The sequence below is a fragment of the Flavobacterium flavigenum genome (assembly GCF_027111255.2).
GTDB classification, from domain to species: domain Bacteria; phylum Bacteroidota; class Bacteroidia; order Flavobacteriales; family Flavobacteriaceae; genus Flavobacterium; species Flavobacterium flavigenum.
In genome coordinates this window covers 2,163,118-2,183,304 of the sequence record NZ_CP114285.2, presented here as the reverse complement: position 1 = coordinate 2,183,304, position 20,187 = coordinate 2,163,118, and the positions used below count along the sequence as shown (strand labels likewise).

At 33.1% G+C, this 20,187-nt stretch carries 20 protein-coding genes and 3 tRNA genes; 17 read left to right on the top strand and 6 right to left on the bottom strand.

All coding sequences use genetic code 11. The features are described from left to right. Nucleotides 1-126 precede the first annotated feature (126 nt). On the top strand, nucleotides 127-936 hold the full coding sequence (locus OZP09_RS08770) for a polysaccharide lyase family 7 protein (RefSeq protein WP_269237453.1): 810 nt from the start codon (nucleotides 127-129) through the stop codon (nucleotides 934-936). 82 nt (nucleotides 937-1,018) lie between these two features. Here OZP09_RS08770 and msrA read toward each other — a convergent pair whose 3' ends face one another. Together msrA and msrB are read right to left on the bottom strand one after the other, a co-directional pair. Further along, nucleotides 1,019-1,627 carry a peptide-methionine (S)-S-oxide reductase MsrA gene (gene msrA, locus OZP09_RS08765; RefSeq protein WP_269237452.1) on the bottom strand — a complete coding sequence of 203 codons (609 nt, stop codon included), beginning with the start codon at nucleotides 1,625-1,627 and terminating at the stop codon, nucleotides 1,019-1,021. Nucleotides 1,628-1,640: 13 nt separating this feature from the next. After that, on the bottom strand, nucleotides 1,641-2,195 hold the full coding sequence (gene msrB, locus OZP09_RS08760; RefSeq protein WP_269237451.1) for a peptide-methionine (R)-S-oxide reductase MsrB: 555 nt from the start codon (nucleotides 2,193-2,195) through the stop codon (nucleotides 1,641-1,643). A gap of 289 nt (nucleotides 2,196-2,484) precedes the next feature. Here msrB and idi point away from each other — a divergent pair, with 289 nt between their 5' ends. From idi to OZP09_RS08720, 8 genes are all read left to right on the top strand, one after another. Next, nucleotides 2,485-3,012 (top strand): isopentenyl-diphosphate Delta-isomerase, encoded by a 528-nt coding sequence (gene idi, locus OZP09_RS08755; protein WP_269237450.1) that lies wholly within the window; start codon nucleotides 2,485-2,487, stop codon nucleotides 3,010-3,012. Nucleotides 3,013-3,032: 20 nt separating this feature from the next. Then, complete coding sequence (locus OZP09_RS08750) at nucleotides 3,033-3,443, top strand: 6-pyruvoyl trahydropterin synthase family protein (RefSeq protein WP_223679938.1); 411 nt, start codon at nucleotides 3,033-3,035, stop codon at nucleotides 3,441-3,443. 3 nt (nucleotides 3,444-3,446) lie between these two features. Then, a complete protein-coding gene (locus OZP09_RS08745) occupies nucleotides 3,447-3,905 on the top strand; it encodes a peroxiredoxin (RefSeq protein WP_269237449.1) in 459 nt (152 codons plus the stop codon). Nucleotides 3,906-3,965: 60 nt separating this feature from the next. Beyond that, entirely contained in the window at nucleotides 3,966-4,934 is a 969-nt protein-coding gene (locus OZP09_RS08740) for a type I phosphomannose isomerase catalytic subunit (RefSeq protein ID WP_281310618.1), read from the top strand. A gap of 58 nt (nucleotides 4,935-4,992) precedes the next feature. Then, the gene (locus tag OZP09_RS08735; protein ID WP_012022371.1) at nucleotides 4,993-5,259 is read left to right on the top strand and encodes a hypothetical protein; all 267 of its coding nucleotides are present in this window, start codon (nucleotides 4,993-4,995) and stop codon (nucleotides 5,257-5,259) included. Nucleotides 5,260-5,335: 76 nt separating this feature from the next. After that, nucleotides 5,336-5,409: transfer RNA gene (locus OZP09_RS08730), tRNA-Thr, on the top strand. Nucleotides 5,410-5,517: 108 nt separating this feature from the next. Further along, nucleotides 5,518-5,591 (top strand) — tRNA-Thr (locus OZP09_RS08725). Between the two features lie 133 nt (nucleotides 5,592-5,724). After that, nucleotides 5,725-6,180 carry a hypothetical protein gene (locus OZP09_RS08720; RefSeq protein ID WP_269237448.1) on the top strand — a complete coding sequence of 152 codons (456 nt, stop codon included), beginning with the start codon at nucleotides 5,725-5,727 and terminating at the stop codon, nucleotides 6,178-6,180. A gap of 78 nt (nucleotides 6,181-6,258) precedes the next feature. Here the strand turns inward: OZP09_RS08720 and polA are convergent, their stop codons facing one another. Beyond that, a complete protein-coding gene (gene polA, locus OZP09_RS08715) occupies nucleotides 6,259-9,111 on the bottom strand; it encodes a DNA polymerase I (RefSeq protein ID WP_281310617.1) in 2,853 nt (950 codons plus the stop codon). Nucleotides 9,112-9,390: 279 nt separating this feature from the next. On the opposite strand from polA, the gene OZP09_RS08710 reads away from it, so the two are divergent. The 6 genes from OZP09_RS08710 (at nucleotide 9,391) to OZP09_RS08685 (ending at nucleotide 13,900) form a co-directional block, all read left to right on the top strand. Continuing rightward, nucleotides 9,391-9,600, top strand: coding sequence for a hypothetical protein (locus OZP09_RS08710; protein ID WP_269237447.1), 210 nt, complete (start codon nucleotides 9,391-9,393; stop codon nucleotides 9,598-9,600). A 184-nt stretch (nucleotides 9,601-9,784) separates the two neighbouring features. After that, complete coding sequence (locus OZP09_RS08705) at nucleotides 9,785-10,459, top strand: response regulator transcription factor (protein WP_269237446.1); 675 nt, start codon at nucleotides 9,785-9,787, stop codon at nucleotides 10,457-10,459. A gap of 10 nt (nucleotides 10,460-10,469) precedes the next feature. Further along, a complete protein-coding gene (locus OZP09_RS08700; RefSeq protein WP_269237445.1) occupies nucleotides 10,470-11,786 on the top strand; it encodes a sensor histidine kinase in 1,317 nt (438 codons plus the stop codon). 126 nt (nucleotides 11,787-11,912) lie between these two features. Then, entirely contained in the window at nucleotides 11,913-12,113 is a 201-nt protein-coding gene (locus OZP09_RS08695; RefSeq protein WP_269237444.1) for a hypothetical protein, read from the top strand. Nucleotides 12,114-12,289: 176 nt separating this feature from the next. Further along, nucleotides 12,290-13,525 (top strand): metallophosphoesterase, encoded by a 1,236-nt coding sequence (locus tag OZP09_RS08690; RefSeq protein WP_281310616.1) that lies wholly within the window; start codon nucleotides 12,290-12,292, stop codon nucleotides 13,523-13,525. 72 nt (nucleotides 13,526-13,597) lie between these two features. Beyond that, complete coding sequence (locus tag OZP09_RS08685; protein WP_223679916.1) at nucleotides 13,598-13,900, top strand: thioredoxin family protein; 303 nt, start codon at nucleotides 13,598-13,600, stop codon at nucleotides 13,898-13,900. Nucleotides 13,901-13,917: 17 nt separating this feature from the next. On the opposite strand, the gene OZP09_RS08680 is transcribed toward OZP09_RS08685, so the two are convergent. Together OZP09_RS08680 and OZP09_RS08675 are read right to left on the bottom strand one after the other, a co-directional pair. After that, nucleotides 13,918-14,553 carry a polysaccharide deacetylase family protein gene (locus OZP09_RS08680; RefSeq protein WP_223679914.1) on the bottom strand — a complete coding sequence of 212 codons (636 nt, stop codon included), beginning with the start codon at nucleotides 14,551-14,553 and terminating at the stop codon, nucleotides 13,918-13,920. Between the two features lie 92 nt (nucleotides 14,554-14,645). Then, on the bottom strand, nucleotides 14,646-17,924 hold the full coding sequence (locus OZP09_RS08675) for a glycosyltransferase family 117 protein (RefSeq protein ID WP_281310615.1): 3,279 nt from the start codon (nucleotides 17,922-17,924) through the stop codon (nucleotides 14,646-14,648). A 250-nt stretch (nucleotides 17,925-18,174) separates the two neighbouring features. Here OZP09_RS08675 and OZP09_RS08670 point away from each other — a divergent pair. Then, a tRNA-Gln gene (locus tag OZP09_RS08670) sits at nucleotides 18,175-18,245 on the top strand. Nucleotides 18,246-18,379: 134 nt separating this feature from the next. Here the strand turns inward: OZP09_RS08670 and OZP09_RS08665 are convergent. After that, nucleotides 18,380-19,099: a DUF4369 domain-containing protein gene (locus OZP09_RS08665; protein ID WP_269237442.1), complete on the bottom strand. Its 720-nt coding sequence runs from the start codon at nucleotides 19,097-19,099 to the stop codon at nucleotides 18,380-18,382. A gap of 177 nt (nucleotides 19,100-19,276) precedes the next feature. Between OZP09_RS08665 and OZP09_RS08660 the strand changes: the two genes are divergently transcribed. Beyond that, nucleotides 19,277-20,173, top strand: coding sequence for an EamA family transporter (locus OZP09_RS08660; RefSeq protein ID WP_269237441.1), 897 nt, complete (start codon nucleotides 19,277-19,279; stop codon nucleotides 20,171-20,173). The last annotated feature ends 14 nt before the right edge of the window (nucleotides 20,174-20,187 follow it).

The window sequence follows — 20,187 nt, the reverse complement described above, 5'->3', positions numbered from 1 at the left end:
CAATAGTATTCTTGAGATAAAATTCTTCAATGAAAAGATTTTAAATTTTTCTTTTTGGAACATTTTTTGCTCGCGAGTATTTTAAATTGATTTTACAAAATTATTTAATCCAAAAACACCAAAAAAATGAAAAAAATTAGAACTTATCTTTTATTATTATTCGCAAGTACTACTTTTATAATTCATGCCCAAAAAGCACCAAAAATAGATTTGACTTTATGGAAGTTAACTATTCCTGAAGGTTCGGTAACCACTTACAAAGCACCAAAACTTTTGGATTATTCTGAAAATGTTGAAATCACTAAATTTATGTTCAATGATCTGACTGACAGGTCTTTGGTTTTTTATGTTTATCCTTCTATCAAATCTAAAAGATCTTTTAACAAGACAGATTTAAAAGAACAAAACTCATTTGGGGGAGATGCAAGCTGGTCTTTTAAACAAGGAGCAAAATTAAAGGCTTCGATTAAAATGGGAGAGATTTCTAAAAAGAATGATGAATACCCTCGTGTTATATTTGCTCAGATTGGAGGAAGGTTAAAAGAAGATCAGGTTAATCAAATTGGTGCCAAAGACAAATCTGCTCCATCAATCTTAAAAGTTTTTTGGGATAATGGATATGTAAAATTGAGATCAAAAAGGTTAGCAGATCCTTCTATTACAGGCATTGATATTTTAAAAGAAGATTCCTGGATTGATGATGATGGTTATACTTTTAAAAATAAAGTCGATTTTGATAAGTTCAATTTTCAGATTGAAATTAGTGATGGAAAGATGGAAGTTAGTGTAAACGGTGAGAAAAAAGTATATTCTGGAGGTGATTACAAACTATGGAATTCATTCGATAATTATTTTACTGTTGGATGTAATCTTCAGGGAGATCAAACAGGAGCATTTGCAAATGTGAAATTTTACTCATTAGATGTTACTCACTAATAAAATCTAAAACAATAAATATGAAAAAAAGTCTGTGTCATTTGGCACAGACTTTTTTGTTGGTAATATATGTAACCGTTTCTTAAGGTTTCTTTTTTAGTTTGTCCTTAAAAACTTTTTCAAACTTTTCGATTTTAGGCTGAATCACCATTTTACAATAGGGTTGATTTTTGTTGTTGGCAAAATAATTCTGATGGTAATTTTCGGCCTTATAAAATTTTGTAAGCGGTTCTATTTTGGTTACAATCGTGCTGTCGTAAACTTTTGCCTTATTAAGTTCTGCAATAATGTTTTGAGCAGCCTTTTTTTGTTCTTCATTTGTATAAAAAATTACAGAACGGTATTGGGTTCCCACATCAGCACCTTGTCTGTTCAATGTAGTAGGATCGTGAACAGTAAAGAAAACCTTGAAGATTTCGTTAATGTTTGTTATATTTTTATCATAAGTAATTTGTACCACTTCGGCGTGACCGGTTTTACCCGTGCAGACTTCTTCATAGGTTGGATTGACTGTTTTACCTCCGGCATAACCGGAAACAACAGATTTTACTCCATTTAGATTTTCATAAACAGCTTCGACACACCAATAACATCCTCCACCAAGTGTAATAGTTTCAATATCGACTGTTTTTTTCTGAGAGAATCCGTTTAATGAGAAAACAAAAGAACAGATTAAAAGTATTTTTTTCATGAATAAATATTTATTATTTGTTATCTGGAATGAAATCCATTGCAATCGAATTCATACAGTAGCGTTTTCCTGTTGGTGGCGGGCCATCATCAAATAAATGGCCTAAATGTCCGCCGCATCTGCCACAAAGCGCTTCAATTCTTTCCATTCCGAGAGAATTATCATTTTTATAAACCACACTTTTTTTATTGTCTTGTTCAAAAAAACTTGGCCACCCGCAGCTGCTTGCAAACTTGGCTCCCGATCTGAAGAGTTTGTTTCCACATGACGCGCAATAATAAGTTCCTTTTTCGTCAGTGTTCCAGTATTTTCCTGTAAAAGGTCTTTCAGTATCCGCCTGACGCATTACAGCATAAACATCTTCAGGAAGTACTTTTTTCCATTGGGCGTCGCTAACATTTAGTTTGGTTGTGTCTGTATTAGAATAATATGGATTTCCGGGTTTATTTATTTTGTTTCCCATGGTAGAAGTTTGTGTATTGTTCTTTTTTGATGATTGTCCACAAGCCTGAAAAATAAATACCAGAATTAAAAAGCAAAGCCTGAAAAATTGTGTTCTTGTTTTCATTGTTTGAGTGCTTTAAGTTTTATTCAAATGTACAATTAGGTTTTGAATCAAATGATTACTAAGTATACAATTGAGTTTTTTTTAAGTATGTTTTAACTTTATATTATTTACGAAGAAATTCGCTCTATAGTTTTAGGGTCTTATTTTTAAGGTCTTTTTTGAATTTATTTATTGTAGTTTGTTGATAATTAAATAAATGTGTAATTTCTTCTCAGTTAAACTTTTCACAATCTTTTCTGAGATTTTCCAGCCAATTCTTTTTTCGTATTTTTGTATATCAACATGCCCTATGATAGAAGAAAACGTAATACTAGTCAACCAAAATGATGAGCAGATTGGCTTGATGCCAAAATTAGAAGCACATGAAAAAGCCGTTTTACACCGCGCTTTCTCAGTTTTTATTTTAAACAGTAAAAATGAAATCATGCTGCAGCAGCGTGCACATCAAAAATATCATTCTCCTTTGCTGTGGACCAATACATGCTGCAGTCATCAGCGTGAAGGAGAGTCAAATATCGAAGCGGGTAGCAGACGACTGTTTGAAGAAATGGGTTTTAAAACCGAATTAAAGGAATTGTTTCATTTTATATACAAAGCGCCTTTTGATAACGGTCTGACCGAACATGAGCTTGATCACGTCATGATTGGGTATTATAATGAAAATCCGGAAATTAATTTAGAAGAAGTAGAGGATTGGAAATGGATGAAAATTGAGGATATAAAAGAAGATATTGAAAAGCACCCCGAAATATATACTGTCTGGTTTAAAATAATTTTTGATGAATTTTATCATTATTTGGAAGACCACAAGATTTAAAACCTGCTAACCATAACCTAATGAAAGTAACCATATCAAGAAAAGCGCATTTTAATGCTGCACATCGATTATATAGAAAAGACTGGACATTTGAAAAAAACGATGAAGTTTTTGGAAAATGTAACAATCCGAGTTTTCATGGTCATAATTATGGTTTAACAGTAAGTGTTACAGGAAAAATTGACCCGGAAACCGGTTTTGTTTTAGATGTGAAAATATTAGCGGATATTATACGTGAAGAAGTAGAAGTTCCGTTTGATCACAAAAACCTGAATCTGGATGTTCCGGAGTTTCAGGATTTGAATCCAACTGCAGAAAATATTGCTGTTGTGATATGGAATAAAATTAGAAAAAGGATTCAGTCCGATTTTGATTTAGAAATCGTATTGAATGAAACGGACCGCAATTTTGTAACTTATAAAGGAGAATAAAGAATGTCATTGAAAATAGGAGATATAGTTCCGAATTTTACTGCAGAAGATAGTCACGGAGAAGTTTTTGAAAGCCGAAGTGTTTTGGGCCGAAAGCCACTGGTGATTTATTTTTATCCCAAAGACAATACGCCCGGATGTACTACCGAGGCATGTAGTTTTAGGGATCAATATGAAGATTTTAAGGATTTAGGCGCTGAGGTAATCGGGATAAGCAGTGACAGTGTAAAATCGCACCAGAAGTTTGCTAAAAAACATGAATTGCCTTTTATATTATTGTCTGATCAGGACAAGAAATTAAGGCATCTTTTTGGAGTTAAAAACAACTTATTCGGACTTTTGCCAGGAAGGGTAACATATGTTATTGACAGAAATGGCGTGGTGATTTTGATTTTTGACAGTATAAATGCCGCCAGTCACATTCCGAAAGCTCTGGATACAATTAAAGAATTGGTGTTGTAGGTTAGCAAAAATAGTATTACCTTTTTATTTAATTATAAATATTAGCCTTAAAATTAAAGTATGAAATCGAATTTATACCCTTTACAATTCCAACCCATTCTAAAAGAAAGAATCTGGGGGGGAGAAAAACTTAAAACTATATTAAATAAATCAATTACTTCAAAAATTACTGGTGAGAGCTGGGAACTTTCAACTGTAGAAGGAGATGTCAGTATTGTGGCTGAAGGAGAGTTGAAAGGAAAATCCCTAATGGATCTTATTAATGATATGCCGGAAGAAATTTTGGGAACGTCAGTTTATAAGCGTTTCGGCAAGCAATTTCCTCTGCTTTTTAAATATTTAGATGCGAGGGAAGACCTTTCTATTCAGGTTCATCCAAATGATAAGCTGGCAAAAGAACGCCATAATTCTTTTGGAAAAACCGAAATGTGGTATGTAATGCAGGCTGATACAGATGCCAGGATTATTGTGGGCTTTAAAGAAGATTCAAGTAAAGAAGAATATTTGAAACATTTAAATGATAAAAATTTAGTCTCTATCTTAGACGATGTTAAAGCAAAATCAGGAGATGTTTTCTTTTTAGAAACCGGAACTGTACATGCAATAGGGGCAGGACTAGTTGTAGCTGAAATTCAGCAGACCTCAGATATAACATATCGCTTATATGATTTTGACCGTAAAGATGCACAGGGAAATACAAGGGAATTGCATGTAGATCTTGCACTTGATGCAATTAATTATAGTAAAGTTAATACGCAGAAAAATTACGAGAAAAAGACCAATCTATCAAATCTAGTAGTTGATTGTCCTTATTTTACAACCAATTTCATTCCGTTAGAAAATAAAATAGAAGTTGCTAAATCCGGGGAAACCTTTACAGTTTATATGTGCATTGAAGGAAGTTTTACAATTGAATACGATGGTTTTCAGCATTCCTATAAAAAAGGGGATACAGTTTTGGTTCCTGCTGAGATAAAAGGCTTTGTTCTGAATGGAAATGCTTCAATTTTAGAAATTTACATTTCTTAACATATATTCTAAAGATAATATGTACTTTTGCAGACGCAAATTTAAATTAAAATAAAAAATGGCAAACGTTAAGAATTTAAAAAAAGACATCAACTTCGTATTAGGAGATATTATTGAAGCAGTTTACTTGTTTGAGATGTCTACAACAGGAAATCCAACTCCGGAAACGAATGCTTTAATTGATGAAGCTATTGCTGCATTTGATACTTTGATTACAAAAGTGAACGCAAAAAACGTTGAAAATAAAAAAGCACACTTTAAACAAATCAATGTTGAATTAGAACAAACTGCTAATCAATTGATTGAAAAAATCAACGCATTATAAGCGAAAAAAAGTATAAAAAAGTGCAGATTTATTTTGGCAAAACCAAAAACCGCTTTATATTTGCACCCGTAATGAGGCCGATGTAGCTCAGCTGGCTAGAGCAGCTGATTTGTAATCAGCAGGTCGTGGGTTCGAGTCCCTCTATCGGCTCAACGGAAACCATCACAGAAATGTGATGGTTTTTTTAATTATAGAGAGAGGTGTCAAATTTATTTTGGAAATGTAAAAAACAATTTTATCTTTGCACCCGTTAAATAGGCCGATGTAGCTCAGCTGGCTAGAGCAGCTGATTTGTAATCAGCAGGTCGTGGGTTCGAGTCCCTCTATCGGCTCAAAAAACCATCACAGAAATGTGGTGGTTTTTTTTTTTTTTTTTTGCTCAATTTTTATTTTTAGAATTTTTGATCCAGTTTTTTTAAACAATATTTTTCTTATGTTTGTTGCTTAACCAGAAAAAATATTACAATGGAAGAAACTTCAGTTTTTGAAAAATTTGAGCTGCATCTCGATGAATCTGCAAAAGACTTTTTAAAAGAAACCGCAAAATGGGCTTACTTCTTATCCATCCTTGGGTTTATAGGCGTTGCAATCATGGCTGTTATAGCTTTGTTTGCCGGAACTCTTTTTTCAACACTGGGAAGTACAGTTCCAGGAATGGCTATGATGGGAGGCTCTTTTGGGGTAATGATTGGTGTTTTTTATTTTGCTTTGGCAGCGATTTATTTTTTTCCGGTATATTACCTAAATAAGTTCGCCACAAATGCAAAAAGAGCTTTTAGAGAAAATGATTCAGAAGCATTGACTAATTCTTTCGAATATTTGAAATCACATTATAAATTTATTGGAATCTTTACTTTGTCTATTATGATTTTGTATGGATTGATATTAGTATTTGCTGTTATTGGCGGGTTATTATCTTAGTATAGCGAAAAATCAAATAAAAAAAAGCGTCCCAACTATTTAATTTCGGGACGCTTTTCTTTTTAAAGATGATATCTTTTAATGCGCTTCTAACCAATCTTTACCTAAACCTAATTCAACTTCTAATGGGACAGCCATTTTAAAAGCATTTTCCATTTCATGTTTAATCATAGGCTGGATTTTTTCTAATTCGTCGTTATATACGTCGAATACAAGCTCATCATGTACCTGAAGCAGCATTTTTGATTTCCAGTTTTCTTCCTTAAGTTTTTTATGGATGTTGATCATCGCAATTTTAATAACATCAGCAGCACTTCCCTGAATTGGAGCATTTACAGCATTTCGTTCGGCAGCACTCCTAACAACTGCATTTGCAGAGTTGATATCTTTTAAATAACGTCGACGTCCTAAAATCGTTTGTACGTATCCATTTTCACGCGCGAACTCAACCTGATCCGAAATATATGATTTTAACTTAGGATAAGTATTGTAATAGGCTTCAATCAAAGCAGCGCTTTCGCTTCTTGATAACGAAGTCTGGTTGCTTAATCCGAAAGCTGAAACTCCATAGATAATTCCGAAATTTACAGTTTTGGCGTTGCTTCTCTGTTCACGTGAAACTTCGTCTAAAGGAACGTTAAAAACTTTTGATGCAGTTGCTTTGTGAATATCTTCTCCATCCCGAAAAGCTTTAATCATATTTTCTTCGCCACTTAAAGCCGCAATAATTCTAAGTTCAATCTGCGAGTAATCGGCAGAGATTAAAGTATGATTTTCATCGCGGGCCACAAAGGCTTTACGAATTTGACGTCCTCTTTCGGTACGAATCGGAATATTTTGCAAGTTCGGATTATTAGAACTCAATCGACCAGTTGCCGCAACTGTCTGCATATAATCTGTATGGACGCGTAATGTTTTTTTATCTACTTGTTCCGGTAAAGCTAAAATATAAGTACTTTGAAGTTTTACCATTTGTCGCCAATCCAGAATTTCTTTTACAATCGGGTTGTCATTTGCTAAATACGTTAAAACTTCTTCGCCAGTTGCATATTGACCTGTTTTGGTTTTCTTTTGTTTTGCTCCGCCAATTTTAAGTTTGTCAAATAAAATATCGCCTAACTGTTTTGGGGAAGCCAGGTTGAATTTCTCCCCGGCAGTTTCATAGATTTTTTCTTCTAAAGATTTGATTTCAATGTCCATTTCAGAAGACATCGCTTTAAGAAACTCCACATCCAGACGAATTCCTTCAGTTTCCATATCAGCCAAAACACTTACTAACGGAATTTCGATTTCATCAAATAACTTTTTAGTTTCTGTTTTGTCTAATTCGGCGGTGAAGATTTCTTTTAATTGTAAAGTAATATCTGCATCTTCGGCAGCATATTCTTTAATATCTTCTAAAGGAACATCACGCATGGAAAGCTGATTTTTTCCTTTTTTCCCAATTAAAGTTTCAATTGACTTAGGGGAATATTTCAAATACGTTTCAGCTAAAATATCCATATTGTGACGCATATCCGGATTAATCAGATAATGCGCAATCATGGTATCAAAAAGTTTTCCTTTTACGGTAACGTCATAGTTAGAAAGGATTTTTAAATCGTATTTTAAATTTTGCCCGATTTTCTCAATGTTTTCATTTTCAAAAAACGGAACAAATTTATTAACTAATGCCTGAGCTTCTTCCTGGTTTTCCGGAAATGGTACATAAAAAGCTTTTCCTTTTTCGTAAGAGAAAGACATTCCCACCAATTCTGCATGCAAAGCATCGATTCCTGTAGTCTCTGTGTCGAAGCAAACAGAAGTCTGTTTTTCTAAATTCTGCAAAAGCAATTTAATCCCTAAATCACCTTGGATAGTCTGATACGAATGTTCAGTGTTTTCTAAAGTACTGTAAAATGAATTTCTTGCAGCTTCAGCGCTTTCATCAAGTGTAGTACCCCCGCCTCCAAAAAGATCAAATTGATCTTCGTTTTTTGGCTGTGGTTTTTTGTATAATTTGGCATCAGAAGCAGGATTATTATTTGCTAATTCGTTTCCTCCTCCAACTTTAAACAAATTATCAAACTGTTCTGCCATTCTTCTGAATTCTAATTCCTGAAAAATAGCATCTGTTTTTTCAATGTCTGGTCTTGAAAGTTCGTAATCTTCTTCATTAAAAGTAACATCACAATCACACATAATCGCTGCCAGTTTTTTAGATAAAATACCTTTTTCTTTGTTGGCTTCGATGTTTTCTTTCATTTTGCCCTTCAGCTTATCTGTGTTAGCCAGAAGATTTTCCATTGAACCAAATTCTTTCAGGAACTTTTTAGCCGTAACTTCACCAACTCCAGGCAATCCGGGAATATTATCGACAGCATCACCCATCATTCCAAGAAAATCAATTACCTGTTCTGGTCTTTCAACTTCAAATTTTGCCAAAACTTCCGGAATGCCCCAAATTTCTATTCCATTACCCATACGGGCAGGTTTGTACATAAAAATATTTTCAGAAACCAATTGAGCAAAATCTTTATCAGGCGTTACCATGTACACCTTATAATTTTGTTTTTCAGCTTGTTTGGCAATTGTTCCAATTAGGTCATCAGCTTCACAGCCCGCAAGTTCAATAATCGGAATATGCATCGCTCTTAATAATTCCTGGATATAGGGAACAGCAATCTTAATTGCTTCGGGAGTTTCGTCGCGGTTAGCTTTATATTCTGAAAACATTTCTGTTCTGGCGTGACTTCCTTCTTTGTCGAAAGCAACGGCCAAATGATCTGGTTTTTCTCTTTTAATAACATCCAATAAGGAGTTCATAAAACCCATAATTGCAGATGTATCCATTCCTTTTGAGTTGATTCTCGGGTTTTTTATAAAGGCATAATATCCACGAAAAATTAGTGCATAAGCATCTAGAAGAAAAAGACGTTTTTGAGTTGACATATAAAAAATATTAGTCTGTAAAAATAAACAATTGGGTTTCAAAAATTAGACTAACAAGATTTTTTTTCACCATTTAAGTTACAGAGATTCATTTAATCAATGTGAGTAGTTTTGTGCCGTGATATGATGCTGTTAAAACCTATATGTTTTCAAATTCTGCAAAAAGTTAATATCGAGTTAAATTCTCATATCAGGTGATTTCTTCATTTTGGCTTCATTTTGCGAACCTAATTTTGACATATAAATTAAAAGGTTATTAATTCTTAAATCTTAGAAATCATGAGAAATTTAGTAATGTTATTAGTAGCAGTTTTAGGAACAAGCGCAATGGTTCATGCATTTCCTGCAAAAAATGGAAAAGAAATTCCGGCTAAAGAAGTAAAAGCAACAAAAAATCCTAAACACAAAACTTCTAAAAAAGCAAAAACAGAAAAAGCGGAAACTAAAGCAGAAGCTCCAAAAACTGAAACCGCAAAAATGAAAAAATAATAATTGTTTTCGTTTTGCTTTCAGACAATTGTATTGGAGGCAAAACAGGAATAATGATTATGAGAATGCGATTGAAGAAGCTGATGAAGAAATTTGTCAGCTTTTTTCATTCGTAAAATATTTAATAAAGCGCAGCTTCCTTTTGATAATTCACTAATTTTAATTGCGCTTAAATAGCAGGCTTATGAATATTTTGATTGTTGAGGATAATAAGGAACTTGCAGCAGAAGTGTATGATTTTCTATGCAAGTCAGGCTATATCTGTAAAATTGCAAATAATTGCGCCGATGCACTGGAGGAATTTGGCTCTAGTGATTATGATGCGATGCTTTTAGATTTGGGACTTCCGGACGGAGACGGTTTTGAGGTTTTGAAAGAAGTCAGGAAAACGAAGTCTAAAATGGCAGTTATTGTGTTGACAGCGCGCGGGGAACTAGACGATCGAATTAACGGACTTCATCTCGGGGCAGATGATTATTTGACAAAGCCTTTTGCCCTGACAGAATTGGCTGCGAGAATATTTGCTGTAATTCGAAGAATTCACGGTTTTACATTAAACAATTTAGGTATTCACGGATTTTTATTGCAGCTTCAGGATTACAAGGTTACTTTTAACGAAGTTTCGATTAATCTGACTAAAAAAGAATTTGATATTTTTCAGTATTTGGTTTTGAATAAAAACAGGGTGATTACCCGTCTCCAATTGACTGAACATATTTGGGGAGATATATTAGAAATAAATTCAGATTCGAATTTTATAGATGTTCATGTTCGAAATCTCCGTAAAAAACTCGATAAACATACTGCTATAGATTGGTTTGAAACAGTCCGCAATGTTGGTTATCGTATAAATGAGTAAATAGTTTATTGTGAAAATAAAACATCAATTAGCCATTTTTAATGCCCTGACAAGATTGTTGGTAATTTTGATTTTGTGGCTGATGCTGCCTATTTTGGTTGAAAATGTTCTGTATCGGCATATTAATAATGGTCTGATAGAAAAAAAGAAAAAATTTATCGAACATTTAAATCAACAGGAGATAAATGATTTTATCGAAAATGAAGGAGATTCAACAGAAACATATTCGCAATTTTCAACGCTTCACAGCGAATTTTTAGTTCTTTCAAAAATGCCTGCCAGATATCATCAAAAACGAACTATGTTTAAAAATGAGTACAGGATTATTGAAGGAGAAGAAAATGAATATAGAATACTGAAATATCATTTTGTATATGGAAATCAGAGTTATCAACTGGAAATAGGAAGCAGCCTTAGTGAAGTAAACGATCTAACATTCATTATCAGGTTTTTTATTATAATTGTTTTGGTTGTTATTCTTTTGGTGACTTTTTTGGCTGATACCGTTTATATCGAATATCTGCTTAAGCCTTTTTATAAAATTATTGACACAAAGATAAGGAGGGTTAATGAACCTGAGGCTTTTGATCATACTCCAATAAAAGCCAAATCAAGAGATTTTAAAGAACTAGATCTCGTCCTGAATCAAATGATGGACCGGATTGCAGATGTATTTAAAAAAGAGAAACAATTTATTTCAAATGTTTCGCACGAGCTTTTAACTCCGATTGCTTTATTAAAAAATAAGCTGGAAAACCTTTTGCAAAATGACTCATTGGATGATAATGCAGTTGATAAAATTGCAGGTTCTTTGAAAACTTTGGATATGCTGAAGAAAATTATAAACAATTTGTTACTGATTTCAAGAATTGAAAATCATCAGTACGAATCAAATGAAAGGATTAATTTTCAGCACATAATAAATGAATTGCAGGAAGATCTTCAGGATCGGATTGAGGATAAGGGAATTTGGTTTAGTAATGAAACAAAACATGATTTTGTCTTTACAGGAAACAAAACATTAATTCATATACTGATTTATAATCTGGTTACTAATGCGATAAAATATAATAAACCTAATGGTGAAATTGTAGTTTCGGACGGTTTTTTACAGGATCGATATTTTATTTCAATTGCTGATTCCGGTCTTGGATTGAATGAATCTCAGATTGAAAATATTTTTAACCGTTTTACAAGAGTAAATTCTGAACAGGAAGGGCAGGGTTTAGGACTGGCTATTGCAAAAAGTATAGCGGTTTTTCATCACATTGAAATAAAAGTTTCTTCTGTTGTAAATGAAGGAACAGTGTTTACTTTGTTGTTTTAATAAAGTCTGAAAATATAATTTAAAGTTAATTTTTTTTTATGGAGGTTAAACTTCATTTTGTCTTCATTTAGCGATTCTATCTTTGAATCAAATAAATGAAACAATACAAATTAAAAAACTACGATCATGAAAAAATTAGTAATGTTAGCAGTATTCCTTTTAGGAACAGCTGCAATGGTAAATGCTCAGACAACTCCCGCTCAGGGAACAGCTTCAAAAGAAGTTAAAGCTGTTAAACACGACAAAAAAGGGCATAAAAAAGCAAAAGCAGACAAAAAAGCAGAGACAGATGCAGCTAAGCCGGAAGCTGCAAAATCTCAAAAATAAACTTCAAAAGTTTGTTCAACGAACTTTGTTGTGGATTATAAAAAGGTTTTAAAAAATTTTGTAGCGAAAGCTGATGGAGTAATTCATCAGCTTTTTGTTGTTTGTTGAGTTAAATTTTTGATAATAGAAAGCATTAAAATTTTCATTCTTTGTTACTTTGTTTAAAACTGTAAATAATGATTCTTCGTTTTATAATTCTGTGTGCTCTTTTTTTACTTATTGAGTTCTATTCTTACCAGGCCTTTCGTACTTTGATTAAATTAAGATGGGTTTTAATAGCTTACCAGGTTATTAGTGTATTGCTTTTAGTTTTCATCGTTTATTCCTTTACGCAGTTTGATCGTTCTGTTGGACAAACTAAATATACCATGTTTACAATGGGACTCATGTTGATGGTTTATGTTCCTAAAATTGTAATTACGCTTATTTTGTTTGGAGAAGATATTTTTAGGATTGGAGCCAGCATTTTGAACTATTTTATGTACAATGCGCCAAGGAAGGAAATGATGCCTGAACGCCGAAAATTTGTGAGTCAATTGGCCTTAGGATTAGCAGCTGTTCCTTTTTTATCTTTAATTTATGGGATTTTTGAAGGAAAATATAACTTCAAGGTATTTAAGCAAACCATATTTTTTCCTGATCTTCCGGATGCCTTTGATGGTTTTAAAATTACCCAGATTTCAGATGTACACAGCGGTAGTTTCGATAACGCCGAGAAAATAAATTATGCAATTGATCTTATTAATGAGCAAGATTCAGATATGATTTTGTTTACAGGAGATATTGTCAATACGCATGCTAAAGAAATGGATGCATGGTTAAGTACTTTTAACAGAATTAAAGAGTATAAATACGGAAAATTTTCTATCTTAGGTAATCATGATTATGGAGAATATGTTACCTGGCCGTCTCAAAAGGAAAAAGATGAAAATTTTAAGGCAATTAAGAATCTTTACGGGCAAATTGGGTTTAAATTGATGCTCAACGAGCACACTTATATTCAAAAGGGAAAAGATAAAATAGCTTTAATTGGAGTAGAGAACTGGGGAGTGAATTTTAAGAAAGCAGGAGATTTGAATAAAGCATCTCAGCATGTTGATCAGCATGATTTTAAAATTTTAATGAGTCATGATCCAAGTCATTGGGATGCAGAAATAAAAGACCACCCTAAGAATTTTCATTTAACATTGTCAGGACATACTCATGGAATGCAGTTTGGTATTGAGATTCCGGGTTATTTTAAATGGAGTTTAGCGCAGTATATTTATAAGCAATGGGCAGGACTATATGAGAGTTTAGGCAGGTATATTTATGTCAACAGGGGATTTGGCTTTCATGCCTATCCTGGAAGGGTCGGAATTATGCCTGAAATCACGGTAATTGAACTAAAAAAAGGTAACAATGTGGCTTAATTCGGTAAAAATGCTACATTTGTATAATGGTAATCTCTTTAGTAGATTTAAAAAATTTAAATTTTTGGTTTTATGTCAAAATTTGGAGAACTAATAAATGCACAGGTTCCTGTGTTGATCGATTTCTATACAGACTGGAATGAATCATCGGTTTCTATGCATCCTGTTATAAAGGATGTTGCAGCTGCACTTGGTGATAAGGCTAAGGTAATCAAGATTGATGTAGATAAAAATCAGGAACTGGCAGAAGCTTTACGTATTAAAGGTCTTCCTACTTTAATGATTTATAAAGAAGGACAGATGATCTGGAGACAGTCAGGAGAATTGGATGCTAATACCATTATTGGAATTGTTCAGGATCAGTTCGGTTCATAGATTTATCATCAGAAAGTTTAGCTGACTACATCAAATACAAATCCATTTTCTTTCAGAAAGCTCAAAGTCTTGGGCAGCGCAAATTTTAAATTCTGCGATGCTTTTACACTGTCATGAAAAACAATTACACTTCCTGATTTTACATTTTTAGTTACATTTTCTAAACACTTTTGTGGGGTAATGCTCTGATCAAAATCAGCACTTAAGACATCCCACATCACTATTTTATAGCCCAGGTTTCTTAATATTTTAGATTGTGTTTTTTTGATTTTTCCATAAGGCGGTCGAAATAATAAACTGCTGAGTTTCTTACCTGCTAATACTGCGGCACAATTTTTTACATTTTCAATATAATCATTTGTTTTGCTTTTCCAGCCATTTGCATGGTTCATGGTGTGGTTTCCTATTGAATGTCCTTCTGCGATTAATTTTTCAAATAAAGAAGTATGTGCATTTATGTTTTTTCCTATACAGAAAAAGGTTGCTTTTGCATCAAATTTTTTCAATTCTGATAAAACCCAGTCTGTGACCTCAGGAGTTGGCCCATCATCAAACGTGAGGTATATTTTCTTTTCTGTATTTGGAATATCCCAACAGTATTTAGAAAATACCCTTTTAATGAATGAATTTGTTTTGACCCAGTAAAAGCTCATTTTGACACAATTTAGAGATATGTAAAATTAAAAAATGCGGTACTATTTAGCTAATAGCACCGCATTTTTTTAATTAGTATATTTTTTGTATATTATTCTTTTTCTCTTCCAAAACGCTCGAAGACATTTACATAAGTGTTGAAAGTCTTTTTGTGGTTGTTATAAAAAGCTAAATCTTTATTTGTTTTCATAACCTGAAGAAGGCTTCTGTAACGTTCAATATCTGTTATGATATCAATAGCCAGATCAGACTGGTCGCCTCCGCTCAAAGTGGCATAATAATTAAGGTTCTCTTTGTATTTCAGAACTAATTTATTTAGCAATTCCTGGGCTTTTTCTTTTTCTCCAACTTTATAATAGCCGTCTGCAAAAGGTTCAACTAAAGAATAATATCCGTATTTATCCAATGGCATTTTTGTCATTGCCAAATTGATGATGTTTTTTGCCTTATCTGTTTTTCCTTCAGCGATAAGCTGATTCATTAAACGGGAAAGGTTTGTGCGATAAGTGATACTGTTTCTTCTGGTTTCAGGATCATGATAAATGTTGCCGTTGCTATTGCCCCAGTCCCATTTTGTTACAATATTATACATTTTATCTGCATCAATTTGTCCCATATCCATTGGGCCTCCGTCTTTTGAAGGTGTGTTTTTAATTGGGACTAATCTGTAAACCATTCCGTCTAACTGAAGATAATCTTTTAGCCATAAATAGTCTTCATCGTCAAAAGCTCCTCCGCTAAAATAAATAGGTCTTTTCCAGTTATTATTGGCTAAGATATCCAACATCATCAAGCGATTTTTATATAATGCGCTTCCTTTGATGTCAATGTCCATGTATGGTACGATAGAATCATTGTACTTAGGGTTGACCACTTTATTTTTGATAATGGTGCTTTTATCAATGTTGAGCCTAATTTTATTCGTAGGATAAAAATGAATTGTTTGACCATTTTGTAAACCAACAGTTGATTTCGGATGTTTAATGAAGCTAATAAAATCATTAATATCCCAACGGGTTTCTACTTTTGGAATGTGAGCTACATAATCTAATTTATCCCCAACATATTGGTCATGCGTGAATGATATTGGCAACGGGTCAGATTCGTATGCTTTAGCTTTCATCTGGTCAATATACCAGTCAGTCATGAAAAGGCTGGTGTTTACAATTTTTACATCTGTACGAATGCCTTCGATTTCCTGAGCATACCATAAGGGAAATGTATCGTTGTCTCCAATGGTAAACAAAATAGCATCTTTATCGCATGATGTCAGATACGCTTTTGCCATAGCAACAGCTGTGTATTTATTTGATCTGTCATGGTCGTCCCAGTTTTGAGAAGCCATTAAAACTGGTGCTGCTAATAAGCTTCCGGCTATTATAAAGGGTCCTGCAATTTTAGGTGTGAGGTATTTTTGAATAGTTTCGTATAAAGAATAAACTCCGAAACCTATCCAGATTGCAAAAACATAAAAAGAACCAACTAAGGCATAATCTCTTTCACGAGGTTCAAATGGTCTTTCGTTTAGGTAGATTTTAAGCGCAATTCCGGTAAATAAAAATAGCACCAAAAGAACATAAAAGCTTTTTAAATCCTTGTTTGCATGGTACATAAGACCAATAAGTCCTAAAATGAAAGGTAAGAAATAGTAAACGTTTCGTCCCTTATTGTTTAAAACATCTGAAGGTAAATTATCCTGAGATCCTAAATGTAATGAGTCTAACGGTTTAATTCCGCTGATCCAGTTTCCGTCCAGATTATCGTATTTGCCCTGTACATCACTTTGGCGTCCCACGAAATTCCACATCAGATATCTCCAGTACATATATCCAAACTGGTATTCAAACATAAAACTAAAATTATCAACGGTTGATGGTTTTTCGATGATTAAATAGTCGCTGTAACTTCTTAAAAATTTTACGTAACCTTCATTGTCAATTTGCTTTTGAGCATAAGCCTGTCTGAATTCATGCACTGTTTTTTCTACTTCATTACGCAATTGCGCAATGGCTTTATTGTATTCTTCTTCGCTTAACTGACTCGGATCAATTCCGTATTTTCCCAAATCATCTTCATAAGGGTAATTTGGATTTATTTTGAACAGAGGAGGATTCGTGAAATTAATGTAATTCTGAATGTGTCCATTTTCGGTGCTCCACATTCTAGGCAGAATTGTTTTTTGATTATCATCACTATTTTGTTCTGCATTTTTATAATTGTTGGTAATGATATATTTACCCGTTTTATAATCTCTCTCATAGTTTGGCTTTTTATCCAGATACGGTGTTTTTTCATCTAATCCGGCAAAAACTTCGGTGTACTGAGGGCCATAAAACAATGGGTTTACACCATATTGTTCACGATTATAATAAGCTAAAACTTCTGTAGCATCAGATGGTTTGTTTTCGTTGATCACTGTATTAGCGTTGGCACGTACTGGCAGCATCATCCATGTAGAGAAACCAATTAAGATAAATAAAATACACAAAATAATAGTATTGTAGAAAACCAATCCTTTTTGTTTAGTATATTTTAATCCAAAATAAAAGAAAGCAATAAAAAGCAGGGCAACGAAAATAGTTCCTGAATTAAAAGGTAACCCCATGCTGTTTACCATGAATACTTCGGTTTTACCAAAGAATGCCATGGTTAAGGGAAGAAGTAATTTAAAAATAAACAACAAAATAGCAATCACTACAATATTTCCTATAATGAAATTTTTTATGGTTACTTTCTCATAATGTTTAAAGAAATAAAGAAAACCAATAGCAGGGATAGTTAACAGAGCCATAAAGTGAACTCCAAACGAAAGACCAATAACAAGAGAAATAATAAGCAGCCATTTGTTTCCCTTTGGTTTGTCCATATCTTGCTCCCAGCGTAATCCAAGCCAAAAAAGCAAAGCTATTAATAATGATGCCATCGCATAAACTTCAGCTTCAACAGCATTAAACCAAAAACTGTCTGAAAATGTATAAGCTAAAGCTCCAACAAAAGAGCTTCCTAAAATTACAATTGAATTATTTTGGTCAATTTCAGCAAAACGTGCTACAATTTTTTTTAAAATCATAGAGGATGACCAAAACAGGAATAAAATGGTAAAAGCGCTTGAAAAAACAGACATCATATTTACCATTAGTGCAACGTGTTGGTTGTCGATTGCAAACATGGCAAAAAAGGCACCAATCATTTGAAATAAAGGTGCACCCGGGGGATGGCCAACTTCAAGTTTGGCAGCTGTTGCAATATATTCGCCGCAATCCCAGAAGCTCATAGTAGGTTCAACAGTTAGTGTGTAGGTAATTAAAGCGATTGCAAATGCAAACCAACCAATAATTGTATTCCATTTATTGAAATTGAATTGTGCCATATTCAGGTGTTAAAATTTTGTATGTTTTCTATTTTACAAAGAAAATGTTTTTTTGTGTAAAGAAACGACCATTAACAAAAAATTCTATAAAAGTATTTGATTCTGGTAACCCGTTGTTTTTGAAATATTTGTAGCGATTTGGCGGGTTTAAAAGAAAAAAAATGATAAAAAAAGTGATTTTTTTTATCAAAAAGTTTGCGCAAACTAAAAAAAGCTTTAAATTTGCACTCGCTTAACCGCACTACTTTATTGGTCTATGGTGTAATGGTAACACTACGGTTTTTGGTGCCGTCTTTCTAGGTTCGAGTCCTAGTAGACCAACAAGTGAAATAAATCCTGTAAGTTTAATGCTTACAGGATTTTATTTTTTATAATCAAATGTTGTATATCCGAATATTCTAAAAATACAAAAGGCCTGAAATATTTCCAGGCCTTTTTGGGTTTTTAGAGTAAAATTATTTCTTTTCCTCTTTTTTAATTTCATTTACATACTTGGTAAGTTTTTTACCATATAAGGAATTTGCAACTTTAGGTGTCATAGATTTTTGAATAGTATCCAAAAACTTAAGATTGATATCGTAAATTTCTGCTAAAGCAATATAAGGTGCTATTTCGTGATCTTTGTGGTTAATGGCAAAGTTAGTAGCAAATAAATATTTTCGTTTAATGTTCGAATCACCTCTTTCTACAATACTGTCAATCGCTTTTTGATCTTGTCTTTTTAAGGCTTTGAATTTAGCTTCAATTAATGAAAGGCTTTCATCTTTAAAACGAGAGTTTACTTTTTGATACTCTTCATATAATTCATGGTTTTTTGATCCGGTAATTTTAGCACCATTGATAAAATTATCCAGATTCGCATCGATATTTATATTGCCCGGTTCTGCAAAAAATATAATATTATTGTCTAATGAATTGGTAACACCACGATCCAGAAATAGATAAAGCATCTCTGGTGATTCTAATTTTATATTGGTTTCGAAGGCTGAATTTCCATCAATTTTAATACTGTCAATAGCTACTAAAGCTGTGTCATTATATCTTTGGATGTATAATTTCCCCTCTTTTAATCCTTTTATATTTCCTGTAAGATGCAGGCCGTCTTTTGATTCTTTTTTGTCACATGAGACAGCTAATAAGCCAATTGCAATAATTGCAATAATTGATTTTTTCATTGTTTTTTCGATTTGGGTGCAAAATAAAGAAATTTTTTAAATGGAGGAGATTGAAGGTTTAATTTTTCAGAAATAATCCAATTGATCCTTACTGTTAAATTCTGCCTTTTTAATTTTAACATTGAGCTAAAAACTAAGTACTATCTTTGCAGGCTAAATTTTTTAAATAAAACAATAATGTCACAAAAAAATGTTCTCAAAGGAGTTTTTCTGGTTGCTTTAGGCGCTACAAGTTATGGTATGCTGGCTACCTTTGTAAAAATGGCTTATGAAGAAGGTTTTACAACTGCAGAAGTCACTACATCTCAATTTATATTAGGTCTTATAGGTATTTTGCTGATTAATGTTTTTCAAAAGGTAAAATATAAAACAAAAGTAGTAAGAGCCACATCGAAAAATATTTTTAAGTTAATGCTGGCTGGAACTTCACTCGGAATGACGAGTTTGTTTTATTATCTGGCTGTAAAATATATTCCGGTTTCTATTGGTATTGTTTTATTGATGCAAACGGTCTGGATGGGTGTTTTACTCGAAATGATTTTAGAGAAGAAACTTCCGTCACTTCAAAAAATAATTGCTGTTTTTATTGTTTTAACCGGAACTGTACTCGCAACGAATATCCTTAACAGTACTATTGAGTTAGACTGGCGAGGTATTGGCTGGGGTATTCTTGCGGCTGCATCATTTACCACAACAATGTTTACTGCGAACCGTGTTGCTCTTGAAATTTCTTCGGCGCAAAGAAGTTTATACATGCTTTTGGGTGGCGCTGTTATTGTTTTTTCGTTTGCTTTTGCTACACAAATCACACCCTTCAATTTTTCGATTTTTCTAAAATGGGGCATTGTGCTTTCTCTTTTCGGAACTATAATTCCGCCAATGCTTATGAATGCTGGATTTCCATTGACCGGAATTGGTTTAGGGAGTATTGTTTCGGCACTTGAGCTTCCTGTTTCTGTAATGATGGCATTTGTTTTATTGAATGAAAAAGTGGTTTTTTTACAATGGATTGGAATTATTTTGATTATTCTGGCCATTATCATAATGAATATTAATTTCAGAAAAAATAATTGACTTTAATTGTTTGT